We start from the raw sequence: 13244 nt of genomic DNA on the forward strand, positions 1-13244 counted from the left end.
GGATCTGTCATCCGATTATTTTAGTCCTCATATTCTTTGACAAATTCCTTTGTACTTCTAACTGTGTTAATGAGACGAACCAACTTTTCAATTTCATCGCGCTTTGATTCAAAGAACGGTGGTAATGACAATTTTTCTCCAAGTGTTTCGTACGGTTCGTCACCCATAAACCCAGGACCATCTGTCGCAATTTCAAACAAGATTTGCGGATACACATTTGTATACAATGATCCAAAATAATACCGTTCTACATAACCAGAGTTTGGCAAACGGAATGACTGCATTCGCTTCATCCATTCATCCAGTCCTGTACGGTCATTCACACGGAAGGCTGCATGGTGAACCGTTCCATAACCCTGCTGTGCACGTGGCAGAACAGCATTATACTCCACAATAACCTGTGCACCATTTCCGCCTTCCCCTACTTCGAATAAATGGAACGAACCCTCTTTGGCAACTTCCTTAAACAATAAAACTTTCTCCATTAATTCTTTAAAGTAATCTATATTATCGACACGGACAACAATGGGTCCTAATCCCGTAATCGCAAATTCTAAAGGAATGGGGCCTTTTTGCCATGGCGTTCCTGCTGCGACACCTTTATTGTTTTCATCAGAGATTAACTGATATTGTTGGTCATCAAAGTCGACAAATGAAAGTGTCTTTTTCCCAAACTGCTCTTTTATCCCCGTGTGTTTTACTTGAAGACGATCAAAACGTTTCACCCAATAATCCAGGGCTTGATCGTTCGGCACACGGAAGGATGTTTTGGCAATCTCATTTGTACCATGAACCCCTTTTGGAATGCCCGGAAAATCAAAAAACGTCATGTCTGTTCCCGCGCTCCCTTTGTCATCCGCAAAAAACAAATGATACGTTTGAATATCGTCCTGATTTACTGTTTTTTTAACTAGTCGCATTCCTAAAACATACGTAAAGAATTCATAGTTTTTTTCTGCACTGCTTGTAATTGCTGTTACGTGATGTATACCTTTTAAATTTTCCATAATGAAATCCTCCAATGCTTATTTAAAAAAATTCTTATTTCATATATTATGAATTCGAGATAGTTGGGTGTAATAAAATTATAAATTCTGTGCATGATATCCTAACTTTTTTAGTTGTTCAATCATCACCTTTTTTTCATTACTATCCAAGCCCGCACAGATTTCATTTAGAGCCAATTGATGCTTAGGAAAAACATCATCCATTAACTCAGTACCGGCTGTTGTGATTGCCGCATACGTGACACGTCGATCCTTGGGACAAGGTTTTCTTTTTAATAAATTTTTCTTCTCCAGCTTATCTACTACATACGTAATACTGCTACTCGCAATCAATACCTTTTCACCAATTTTTTGGATTGGCTGTTCGCCTTTACTGTAAATGAGCTCAAGTACAGCAAATTCAGTCGGGTTTAATCCCAAACATTTTATATCTTCTTCGACACGCTTGTTTATTGATTCCAAAGCCCGGGTCAAAACAACAAATAGCTTCAAAGACAATTCTTCCTCTTGTTGAATCTTATCCACACATACCATTCCTTCCCTTATTTATCTCGAATTCGAAGCAATTATATGGCCAATCAGTTGATTTGTCAACAGCCTCTTACCAGGTTTTGTATAAAGTGAAATGGTAACCTTTCAAGCTGATCCAGGACAGGTTATTCCTATTCGCCATTTCGATGAAAAGAAATAACTGTTATACGGGCAGAACAAAAAATAATCCCTCATGCGCTTTAGCGGGCCTTGAGGGATTATTTTCACCTTCTGCCTAGCCCCTCTTGCTGGGGTTTGGTCTTATTGTAGCCGCGCCATGTTGGAAGCATGGTGCGGTTTTTCATAATATATGACTTTCTAATTACTGTATACCACAATATTGATATTTGTACACTCCATATTTATTCCTCCGAAACCCAATTGATGTTACTTGCTGTGTTGCCTTACATCATAGTCTTCACATCCACAGCAGGAGGCATTTCTCGTCCTATAAGAATGCTTATCGTTCCCTATGAATTTATTTCACCGGTGAAAGTTCTTCTTCCGTCACCCATTTATGATTTTCCACTTCCTTACCAGTCTCCGTATCCGTGTAGCTCACCATATAAACGGTTGTTTGTTCTGCTGAATCAATCGTAGCGGTGGCGCCATCCATTCCTTCCATATGATCGGCAGTTAATTCTACTTCATCTCCAGCTTCAAATGGCTCTTTTCCGGCATTTTTAATCTCTTCATGAATAACCCATTTATGATTCTCTACTGGCTCTCCACCAGTCGTGGGGGTATAAGAAACGGCATAAACAGTTGTCTCAAATGCCCCAGTGGCACCATCCATTCCTTTCATGTGGTCCGCATACATAACTGCTTGACTCCCGACTGGGTAGGTTGGGTTTTCTGCAACAGTTAAATCTTCCGGAACTTCACCTGAACTTGAATGATCCATACCGGAATGGTCCATTTCTTCTTCCATGGAATCAGACTTTCCTTTATTCATATCTGCATTATCTTCGGGTGACGTTTCATCATTTCCTGTACAAGCCGCCAAAACAAAAACCATCATTAAAGAAACTAACCCAATGAGTAATTTTTTTATTTTCATTATCACTTACCTCCACCTGAATAAATTCCTACCATGGCTTATTTTTTATCATGCCTTCAATCTTTTACATATAAGTACTGATTTCCGTATACCAGCTTTTCATTCTTATATTAGGCTACAACATCATAGCCTTGTTCTTCAATAACTTCTTTCATGGCATCAACATTAACGCTTGAATCATCAAAGACAACATCCACACTGCCCGCTTCCAAATTAACTTCAGCTGCCGATACACCAGCCAATTTATGTACTGCACCCTCAACTGACATGTTGCAATGACCGCATGACATACCTTGAACATTTAACGTTTTCTTCAACTTTTTCCCTCCCTTTTTAACCTCCTTAACCTCCTCTATCCTACCATACCCCTGTTAGGTATTGTCAAGTTTAAATATTATACTGCCTTTTACAATGCATGTGCTCATGTAACTTTCCGGAAGCAAAATGTTCGGTACTAATTATGACAAGCATAAACCCAGGAGATGATGCTGTCCCCTGGGGTACCCTTTGAAATGTGTTTTTATCACTCGGCTACTTCCCAAAATCCATTTTCCAACTATAATACGCCTTATCCGGGTTTTTCTCATACTGCAAATAGGCGTTAAATTTATTGCCCTTTTTACTTGTTAAGCCTTTGACATAGGCGCGTTTATTTTTCAATAATTGCTTGACCATCGTCTTAGTTGCTCGTTTTTTCATCGTTTACAAGTACTTATCATCCTTCCAGATGACAAACTTGCAACCGTTTTTCCAATTACTGCAGCCAAATCCTTTTTTGCCCTCAATGACTTTCCCACCGCATTCCGGGCATGTGCCCAATACTTCCAGCGTTTTCGATGGGGATGACACTTCATGAATCACCACATCTTGATCCGCTTTAATGGTTGCGACCGATTTGTTAGTAAATCCAAAAATAACCTGCAAGAATTCCTGTTTCTTCATCTTGCCTTTTTGAATATCTGCAAGTGCCATTTCCAGCCGTCCGGTAAATTCCAGATCAAACAAATCTTTTACCGGAAATGTTTCAACAAGCTTTCGTCCCAGTTCCGTGCATGAAAGGTTTTTTCCCTTCCCGGAAATATAGCCAACATCCTTTAATTTTTTAATGGTTTCCGCCCTGGTTGCTGGGGTTCCAATGCTAAATCCGGTTAAAATTTGTTCCACTTCTTCGTCCCGATAATTTTTCCCGCACGTTTCCATGACCCGCAATAGTGTTTTTTCTGTGTGTTGTTTCGGCGGTTTGGTCACATGCGAAGTAACCTTGGATTCTAGTAAACTAACTTGCTCACCTGCTGTAACATTTGGCAATAGATTCTCCTTGGATTGAATGCTTTCAACCTTTTTCCAACCTTCCACAAGTTGAACCCTTCCTTTGGATGCAAAATACCCTTTTGTCGCCTCGATTTTGGTCGCCAGTTTCGTTTCTTCATATTCCGCCACCGGCATAAATTGCATGATAAAGTGATTTTTAATGGCTGTGTACACGATTTGTTCATCACCAGACAGCCGTTTTGGTTTCACATAAGTCGGTGTAATCGCACTATGACTTTCCACTTTGGCATTGTTAAAAACCCGCTTCGATTTGTGGAACTTTATCTCGTCTTTATAGGGCAGATCCTCGGCTAACGTTTTCAGAACCTTGGCTGTTTTGCCGACTAGACTTTCCTCCAATGCAACACTCGATGTTCGTGGATAGGTAATATATTTCTTTTCATATAAGGTTTGAGCAACTTTTAACACCTTATCCGATGTCCAGCCCTTGAATTTATTGGTGATATACCCTTGTAAATTGGACAGGTTAAATAAGAGCGGGGCAAATTCCTTTTTCTTTTCTACTTGTTTGTCGGTGATTGTCCCTTGTTTTTCCTGAATCTGCTGGCGGACTTGCTCAAGATACGTTTTATCCTTGAATTTTTCTTGTTTTTCCTCGATATATGTACCTTCGTATGATTGATTGCTGACAGTTTGGAATGTCGCAGTTAGTTTAAAATAATCCTCGGGTTTAAAGGTTTCAATTTCCTTGTCGCGATCATAAATAATTTTCAATGTCGGCAATAACACTCGACCAATATTGAGCGCCTTTCCCCTTCCCTTTTGATATTTTAGTGTAGCAACGGAGGTCAAATTAATACCAATCACCCAATCCGCCCATTGTCGGGATACGCCAGCATCTTGTAATGGGCGCATGGTTTTATTCGGTTGCAAATTTTCAAGTCCTTGAAGTACTTCATCGAGTGTCCATTCATTTAATAATAGACGGTATACAGGCTTTTGTGGTTTGGCCCGGTAAATAATACTATCACCAATTAGCTGCCCTTCCCAATCATAGTCACAGGCGGAAACGATCCTATTGACATCGGTTCGCTGCATTAACCGGTGAATCACCTTCAGTTGTTTGGCTGCCCCTGGATCTGCCTGCTCTCTGTTTCTTGGATTTCCCTTCACCTTATACTTAAAATTTTCCGGGATAAACGGAAAATTCTCCAGCTTCCAGCGCGCCATTTTACTGTCATAGTCTTTCGCATCATAGAGTTGAACCAGGTGACCAAACGCCCAGGTAATAATATAATTTGTTCCTTGATAATATCCATCCTGTTTATGCTTTATGTTTAAGGCATCTGCAATGTTTTTTGCTACGGATGGTTTTTCTGCTAAAACTAATGTCAGTCCCAATTTTTCGTTAATCTCCTTTATTATATAAGGTAATAGTATTGATCGACTTTTTTAAGGTTGAACAAGCACTTGGGATTTTTAATAATCATAAATCTCCTCTTCCAATGTACAGTAGTTTGCTGATCATTTTTCGTACTCTTCCCTTTGGTGCTTAACCCCAATAAAACAATCCAGCCAAATAATTATTTATCTCTCTTTTTCATTGTTTATAACTTTGGTTTCAGACAATGGAGGATGCTTTTCCTTCATATCCTGTTGCTGTGATCTTCAATAAGCTACCCTATTCAACGCCATTTTCCAAAATCGAAAAAGTCTTCATGCTACAATTAATTTCTGCGATCGCACCATATGGTAATATAAACTTTGGCTCCGTATGACCGAAATTCAAGTTATAAAGAATCGGCAAATTTTCCAAATCATACTCTCTCATAACCTGTATAATGACCCCTTTATACGCTTCATAATATTGTTCATCCTGAGGCTTTCCAAATATAATTCCACTTACCACCTGCAAAATGCCTTGTGCAGCATAGTTTCGTAACCACCTTTTTATAAAGCCGGGATCCGGTTTTTCCTCCGAGGTTTCAAAGAAAATGATACTTTTCTTCCAGTATGATAGTTCAGGCCAAATTTCTGTTCCTTTCGCGAATTCTAAAGTCTCGATACAACCACCTATTAACCTTCCTTGCACAACTTTAGAACCTTGAAGCACCTCATAACCTGAATTTTGTTGCATTGTACGCCGTTTGTATTTATTCACTTCATCCCATTCCAAAAACTCGCTTGTCCACTTTTTAGCCGGTTGAATGTCACCTATGATCTCATTTGAAAAAAGTGTCCATCTTATCATTTCAACCGTATATGAATCCATCTCAACATTTTCAGCAAAATCTGTCAAAACCGCAGGGCCGTAAAAAGATGAAACACCCGCCTTGTGACAAAACAAATGAGAAATCGTAACATCGCTATACCCCATAAAAATCTTCGGGTTATCACGAATCACATCAAAATCAATATAAGGAAGCAATCGAATACTATCCTCACCGCCAATATTTGCAATGATTCCTTTAATGCTCTTATCCTTAAAGGCCGTCATCAAATCCTCTGCGCGTAACTGTGGGTTTTCATAGAGGTAATTTGATCCCTTTAAGCTATTTGGCATTGGAACAACCTCAAGACCAAAAACGGTTTCCAATCTTTTAACACCTTGATCATAGCGCCATCTAATATTTGAATCACCAGCCCCGCCCGAAGAAGGGCTTACTGTTGCTATTCTATCCCCTGATCTTAATTTTTCTGGTTTTATTAACAACCGGGATCACCTCTCTGGAATTTTCCTAATGTACATATTCTCTATTTTAACTTATCGCTACTTAACAAATACGACAGATGTTAGGATTTTTCTTCTTTATTAATCAATTTTGCAGGATTATGTTCCCCATAAATTGTTGTTGAGCCAAAAGTTTCTAACAAATAAAATAAATATCATTTTTTAACGAAGCAAAACAAAACATCTAATTCGACATGCTCAAACTTTTTCTGTAGTATTATTTGTATTCTATTAATCTTAAAAGGAAGTGGGGGCACCGAGAATTGCAATCTTTTAATAAAAAGTCAATCATTATCCTACTCCTTGCAGGTGGATTCATTTCTATTTTAAATCAAACCACGATGATTACAGCTATTCCACCAATTATGAACGAAATGCATGTGAGTGCCAACACCGGTCAATGGCTGACTACCGTTTTTATGCTTGTCAACGGCGTGATGATTCCTGTCACGGCGTTTTTGATTGAACGGTTCACAACGAGACAGCTATTTATCACCGCAATGAGTGTGTTTGCTGTTGGAACAGCGTTTTCCGCCATCGCCCCGAATTTTGGTACGCTATTGTTGGGCCGAATTATTCAATCCACTGGTGCGGGGGTTATCATGCCGCTAATGCAAACCGTATTTTTGTTGATTTTCCCTGTCAAGAGTCGCGGGGTGGCAATGGGGCTCGTGGGGCTAGTGATTTCTTTCGCTCCTGCGATTGGTCCCGCTTTGTCCGGCTGGATCATTACGAATATTTCCTGGCGGGCTATATTCCTTATTATACTGCCAATTGCCATCATTGAGATATTGGTTGCTACCAAAGTCATGAAAAATGTGACGGAGTTGACGTATCCGAAACTTGACATGTTATCGATTATCTTGTCATCCTTTGGTTTTGGCGGATTTTTATATGGCTTTACGAGCGCGGGCAACAATGGATGGGGGAGTATCATCACCATTACCACTCTAGTTGTTGGTGCAGCAGCATTGGTTCTTTTCATTATCCGTCAATTGCGTATGAAAGTTCCTATGCTGGAATTCCGGGTGTTTAAAAACTTTATTTTCACATTGTCTGTGATTCTCCCCATGATCGCATTTATGGGACTGATCGGTGCCGAGACATTAATTCCGCTCTATATGCAAAACATGCGTGACTTTACGGCAATGGAAGCAGGTATCGCCATCTTGCCAGGCGCACTCGTGAATGGGATGATGTCTCCGATTACAGGTCTCATATTTGACCGGTTCGGAGCGAGATGGTTATCGGTCATCGGGTTCACGATTATTACGGTTACCACCTTTGCCTTTTCCAATCTGAGTGTTGAAACGTCCATGTTCATGGTCATGTTGTTGTACGCCATTCGGATGTTCGGTATCTCCATGGTTATGATGCCTGCAACGACAGCCGGATTAAACCAGCTTCCAAAAGAACTGATTCCGCATGGTACGGCGATGACCAATACCATGCGCCAGGTTGCAGCATCGATTGGAACAGCTATTGTGATTACAGTCATGACCACAACGGGTGCAGCGGCCGAACATAAACCGAATATACCATACCCAATGATTCATGGCGTAAATGTCGCCTTTATGATCATTACAGTACTCTCTGCAATTGGTATCGTGCTAAGCTTCTTCATCAAGAAAGGCAATACGTCCGTTGAGGAGCAATCTCGAGTTCCAGATGAATAATAACCGGGAAGTTGCTGGGGCGTTTCATGAAGAAGGTAATTCGCCAAAAGGGTAGAATAATGAGGGGAGGAACAAGGAGTTATCGGTGCTGATAAGCTAATTGTTCCTTCTCCCAACCCCCCTTGTCCACATATTTATTTTCCGGCATATTTTTTAGGTCGTTAAAGACTTTTTTCCCCATCCAAAGGTTCTTCTCCGTTATTGATTTGCGCCTCTACTTGCGCTAACTTTTCGTATAATTCCAACTTTGTCAAGGATTTTTCATTGGTTTCCATGCTCGTGACAACTATACTCCCATCATCAATATTTTTCCTTTTGATATGCTGCCAGTTTTTCATATTCTGATTCCAAAACGCGGGAAATGCTAATAAAAATGGGCATGAGTTTTCTATATGCTTTAACATGTTCCGGATTTGGTTGATGTTTATAGGTTGCACCAACAAGTTCTTCTACCACATCAAATGAATCAATTTTACCCTGTGCGTACAACCCTAACAGGCATGCGCCCAAACAAGAAGACTCGTAACTTTCCGGAATAATGACATTTTGGTCAAAAATATCTGCCATCATTTGCCGCCATGTTTTTGATCTGGCAAACCCACCTGTTGCTTTGATCGCCGTCACTGGTGTATCCATCACTTCCACCAAGGCCAGGAACACAGAATATAAATTAAAGATAACCCCTTCCAAAGCTGCTCTTACCATATGTTCTTTCTGATGATTCAGGGTTAGGCCAATAAATGAACCGCGTACATCCGCATTCCATAATGGTGCCCTTTCGCCTGCTAAGAACGGATGGAAAAGTAAGCCGTTTGCCCCTGGTTCCACGCGATCGGCAATTCTCGTTAACACTTCATACGAGTCGACACCAAGTCGTTTCGCAGTCTCCACCTCACTTGCAGCAAATTCATCACGGATCCATCGCAATACCATCCCGCCATTGTTAACCGGTCCACCAATAACCCAGTGGTCTTCCGTTAAGGCATAACAAAAAATACGCCCCTTTTCATCGGTATGCGGTTTGGGGATAACGGTACGAATTGCGCCACTTGTCCCGATCGTTACGGCAACCTCGCCTTTTTTGATGGAATTTACACCAATATTTGACAGCACCCCATCACTTGCCCCAATGACAAATGGCGTTTCTGGAAGAATCCCCATTTCCTCTGCGAACAGTTTGTGGCAACCGGTCATTATTTCTTTTGTAGACACAAGTCGTGACAGTTTATCCTCTGAAATACCGGCAACCTCAAGCGCCTGTTGATCCCATTTCAGCGCTTTCAGATTCATTAACCCCATCGCAGACGCAATCGAATAATCAACCACGTAATCGCCAAATAATTGATAGAAGATATACTCCTTGATGCCGATATACTTTTTCGTTTGTTTGGCCAGGTCAGGTTGATCATGTTCCATCCAGGCAATTTTACAAAGCGGCGACATTGGATGAATCGGCGTACCGGTTCGCCTGTAAATATCCTTGCCGTTTAAATCTTCCTTGATTTTTGTGGCCCAATGTGCACTTCGATTATCTGCCCAGGTAATACATGGAGTTAAAGGTTGATCATTTTTGTCCATGGCAATGATACTGTGCATCGCGCTGCTGAATGAGATAAAAGATAAATTTTCCGGGTCTATTTCGGCATTTTTCATCACGTTGCGGATGGATAAAAGCACCGCCTGAAAAATTTCTTCCGGATCCTGTTCAGCAGTTGCTATATCAGGTGTAGACAATGTATAGCCATTATTTTCGTTCGCGACAATTTCCCCTGTTTCCCGGTATAAAACCGCCTTTGTACTTGTTGTACCGATATCTACCCCGATCATGTATTTATGTTTATTCATAAGACTCCCTCACTTTTCGCATCATTTCCTTACTGTTCCACAGCTTTTCTATCTTATTTTTATTGGTTACCATACGACGGATGTCAAGATCCTCCACAGCAATAATGGAATAGTCTTTTGCCAAATGGTAACTTAATTTATGTAAAAAATCTCTTCTTTGGTTTGCTACCTTTTCATGAATGGAACGGACCTTGATGACTTGTTTTACATATATGCAAGTATACTATTTCATACATCATTAGGCGAATTTTTCATTAGTTTCACGGAAAATCCTTACTGATATTAACAAAGCTTGAGTATTGAATTGTTTGAAAAACTTATATATTGATCGGGTGCGGGTGGATATGAACTGGATAATCAGAAAATCGATCACGCGGGTAGGGGCTTCGACCGAATAATGGTTAACATCGACCGTGTGGGCTGCTATATCGACCAAATAAACGGGGATTTCGACCTGGTGAATCGCTATATCGTCCAGAAAAACCGGAACATCAACCGAACGGGCTACTATATTGACCCAAAAATGATAATATCGACCGGGGTAGAAGATTTTTTAATGTGGGTAACAATATAATCTCTATGTCATAATTTGATTGTTTACAACAAAGAATAAAAACACGATTGGAGGGATAAGTATTGGATAAAAAAATGAATAAAAAGAACGGACAAACTCGAATAGATCATGATGTTGTTGCACCGGGAATCGATGAAGAAGATTCGTATGGCGAAGATGCTACTCGATCAGAAGTCGAACATAGCGATTCAACAAAAGTCACCAGGCTGATTTATGATGAATATGATCCGAGTGAACCATAATTACTTAACACATGGTCGGAATGGAGGGGTCTCCTTTTGAAAGACCCTTCCAATTTTTATGTGAACTTTTGCATTGTCGTACCTTTCTATTGCAACCCGATTTTTTTCTCTCCTATCCGCCTCACCTTCCTTTCTTTTAAACATGACGGCTATACTCTCAACTTTTTCTCGGATTTTTTCCTTTCCTATCCCTGCTCTCGGCTGATTCTTCGTGTTTTTTCATTGCAATCGACCGTGATAACCCTTTTTTTAAAAAGATTTTCCATATTTTCCAGTCATCTATTAAACGCATTCGCTCGGTTTATCACCTGTAAATAGATGAAATTGACGCTTGGAGGCTACCACCCTTCCATTGATTTTAAATAAGCGTACTTTCCTTAATAAAATCAGAATTTACTCCCCTCTTTACAAATCAATGTAAAAGGCGTAATATAAGCTAGGTTAAATTATTTACCTAGGTAAGTATTATACAGGAGTGAGGTTATGAACAGTAATATGAATCGCGATTTATTTCACTTATTAAACCAGCGCTACCGTTACATTGCCAAAGAAATGAATAACCTGCTGCGTGAATATGGCTTATATGCATCCCAGTGGTCGATTATTTACTGTCTTGAAAAATTTGGTTCGATGACACAAACAGAAATCTGGAAATATTTAAATGTTGAGGCACCGACCGTTACGAGAACAATTACACGATTGGAAAATAACGGCTGGATCATTCGTACACAGGGTAACGACAAACGTGAACGTGTTATTGCACTAACAAGTGATGCCAAAGATAAATTTGCGACCATCCATCAGAAAATGGATCGGTTGGAAGAGAGCATGCTGGCTAGTTTTACATCGGAAGAAAAAGCGGATTTACAACAACTATTATTAAAAATAAATGCTACAGGAGAGGAATTGGATTGAATAAAAATTATCAGGAACCAATTTGGACAAAAAGTTTTATTGGAATTTCCGTAACCCAGTTTATGGTATACTTGACGTTTTATGCCTTGTTAACAACCTTGCCAATCTTCGTCATTAAACAACTGGGTGGAACGAATGCACAGGGTGGACTAGCAGTCACATTAATGCTGATAACCGCCATCATTGTGCGACCATTCTCGGCCAAATTTTTGGATTGGGTTGGAAAGAAAAAAGGGCTCATTATTTGTGTAGCCATCTATACTGCAACAACGTTTGTTTACATCTGGACAGATCAATTCATGCCATTAATGTTATTGCGACTTTTTCACGGAATTTCATTTGGGGTGATTTCAACCGCAACCGGAGCAATAGCAGCCGATGTTATTCCGGAAAAACGTCGCGGGGAAGGACTTGGTTATTTTGCCATGGCAATGAATCTGGCAGTTGTTGCTGGTCCATTCATTAGTTTAACTTTACTGCAATTTGTATCGTTTCAAGTACTGTTTACAACACTTAGCATACTAATGATTGGCGGTATCGTCTGTTCCCTGGTAGTCCATGTTGCGCAAAATACGAATACACAACAGGAACAAGTTAACAAAAAGTTTTCGTTGCACGATATGATTGAATTAAAAGCACTACCAATTTCATTAATATGCAGTTTGGCGTCTCTGGCATATGCAAGTGTGCTTTCCTTTGTTTCTGTTTATTCGGAGTCTATTGGGCTTGCATCTGTTTCGAGCTATTTCTTTTTAGTGTTCGCGATTGTCATGATCATATCGCGGCCATATTTCGGCCCATTATTTGATACGAAGGGACCTAAATATGTGATTCTGCCATGTCTATTGCTTTTCGCGGTTGGTCTTGCTGCATTAAGTATTACACACAACGGCTGGATGCTGCTTTTATCAGCGGCTTTAACCGGGCTTGGTTATGGAACCATCCTGCCAAGTTTTCAAACGATGGCGATTCAAGCAGCACCGAGTCACCGAAGCAGCCATGCAACAGCAACATTTTTCATGGTGTATGATACCGGAATCGCGGTTGGATCATTTATCTGGGGCTTTGTCGTAAGTGGTTTCGGATTCCCAAGTCTATATTTGTTATGTGCCCTATTAGTTGTTGTTACCACGATCTTATTTATGGTTCATCAATCATGGCAGCATAAGCATCATACGCCGCAAAGCAATGAATTATCTGCCAACACGAGTAGCTGATATGCACGACCATTCCTGCCAACTTTGCTGCTAAACTTTTTACACTAAACTGGGTGTAAAAAGTTTATCGGCGGTTTTGGTGCTTTTATCAGCGACCTTTACTATTTTTACGGCGATTTGGCACAATTTATCGGCGATTTTTCCACTTTTATCGGCGGTTTACTTTTTCCAGAC

12 protein-coding genes and 1 pseudogene are annotated in these 13244 nt (G+C 40.2%); 4 read left to right on the forward strand and 9 right to left on the reverse strand.

Annotated features, from left to right (window positions below; all coding sequences use genetic code 11):
* Nucleotides 1-20 precede the first annotated feature (20 nt).
* The 6 genes and pseudogenes from O2S85_RS11670 to O2S85_RS11695 form a co-directional block, all read right to left on the reverse strand.
* Nucleotides 21-1007 (reverse strand): ring-cleaving dioxygenase, encoded by a 987-nt coding sequence (locus O2S85_RS11670; RefSeq protein ID WP_269409510.1) that lies wholly within the window; start codon nt 1005-1007, stop codon nt 21-23.
* 78 nt (nt 1008-1085) lie between these two features.
* Nucleotides 1086-1532 (reverse strand): MarR family winged helix-turn-helix transcriptional regulator, encoded by a 447-nt coding sequence (locus tag O2S85_RS11675; RefSeq protein ID WP_439649396.1) that lies wholly within the window; start codon nt 1530-1532, stop codon nt 1086-1088.
* A 484-nt stretch (nt 1533-2016) separates the two neighbouring features.
* A complete protein-coding gene (locus O2S85_RS11680; protein WP_269409512.1) occupies nt 2017-2598 on the reverse strand; it encodes a YdhK family protein in 582 nt (193 codons plus the stop codon).
* A gap of 110 nt (nt 2599-2708) precedes the next feature.
* Nucleotides 2709-2915: a copper chaperone CopZ gene (gene copZ, locus O2S85_RS11685; RefSeq protein ID WP_269409513.1), complete on the reverse strand. Its 207-nt coding sequence runs from the start codon at nt 2913-2915 to the stop codon at nt 2709-2711.
* Nucleotides 2916-3129: 214 nt separating this feature from the next.
* A pseudogene (locus O2S85_RS11690) lies at nt 3130-5265 on the reverse strand (type IA DNA topoisomerase).
* A 286-nt stretch (nt 5266-5551) separates the two neighbouring features.
* Nucleotides 5552-6583 (reverse strand): S66 family peptidase, encoded by a 1032-nt coding sequence (locus O2S85_RS11695; RefSeq protein WP_269409514.1) that lies wholly within the window; start codon nt 6581-6583, stop codon nt 5552-5554.
* Nucleotides 6584-6864: 281 nt separating this feature from the next.
* On the opposite strand from O2S85_RS11695, the gene O2S85_RS11700 reads away from it, so the two are divergent.
* Nucleotides 6865-8277 carry an MDR family MFS transporter gene (locus O2S85_RS11700; protein WP_269409515.1) on the forward strand — a complete coding sequence of 471 codons (1413 nt, stop codon included), beginning with the start codon at nt 6865-6867 and terminating at the stop codon, nt 8275-8277.
* 161 nt (nt 8278-8438) lie between these two features.
* Here the strand turns inward: O2S85_RS11700 and O2S85_RS11705 are convergent, their stop codons facing one another.
* From O2S85_RS11705 to O2S85_RS11715, 3 genes are read right to left on the reverse strand one after another with little or no spacing between them, the layout of a single operon-like run.
* The gene (locus tag O2S85_RS11705; RefSeq protein ID WP_269409516.1) at nt 8439-8615 is read right to left on the reverse strand and encodes a hypothetical protein; all 177 of its coding nucleotides are present in this window, start codon (nt 8613-8615) and stop codon (nt 8439-8441) included.
* The gene (gene gntK / locus O2S85_RS11710; RefSeq protein WP_269412564.1) at nt 8578-10104 is read right to left on the reverse strand and encodes a gluconokinase; all 1527 of its coding nucleotides are present in this window, start codon (nt 10102-10104) and stop codon (nt 8578-8580) included. The genes O2S85_RS11705 and gntK overlap by 38 nt, the downstream gene beginning before the upstream one ends.
* Nucleotides 10105-10114: 10 nt before the next feature.
* Nucleotides 10115-10336, reverse strand: coding sequence for a transposase (locus O2S85_RS11715; protein WP_269412565.1), 222 nt, complete (start codon nt 10334-10336; stop codon nt 10115-10117).
* Between the two features lie 422 nt (nt 10337-10758).
* Between O2S85_RS11715 and O2S85_RS11720 the strand changes: the two genes are divergently transcribed.
* The 3 genes from O2S85_RS11720 to O2S85_RS11730 all read left to right on the forward strand — a co-directional run bounded on the left by O2S85_RS11720 (nt 10759) and on the right by O2S85_RS11730 (nt 13070).
* Nucleotides 10759-10938, forward strand: coding sequence for a hypothetical protein (locus O2S85_RS11720; RefSeq protein ID WP_269409517.1), 180 nt, complete (start codon nt 10759-10761; stop codon nt 10936-10938).
* Nucleotides 10939-11421: 483 nt separating this feature from the next.
* On the forward strand, nt 11422-11853 hold the full coding sequence (locus tag O2S85_RS11725) for a MarR family winged helix-turn-helix transcriptional regulator (RefSeq protein ID WP_269409518.1): 432 nt from the start codon (nt 11422-11424) through the stop codon (nt 11851-11853).
* On the forward strand, nt 11850-13070 hold the full coding sequence (locus tag O2S85_RS11730) for an MFS transporter (protein WP_269409519.1): 1221 nt from the start codon (nt 11850-11852) through the stop codon (nt 13068-13070). Before O2S85_RS11725 ends, O2S85_RS11730 begins: the two co-directional genes overlap by 4 nt.
* Nucleotides 13071-13244 lie beyond the last annotated feature (174 nt).

It is taken from the genome of Lentibacillus daqui, from assembly GCF_027186265.1.
In the GTDB taxonomy this organism is placed as follows: Bacteria; Bacillota; Bacilli; order Bacillales; family Amphibacillaceae; genus Lentibacillus_C; species Lentibacillus_C daqui.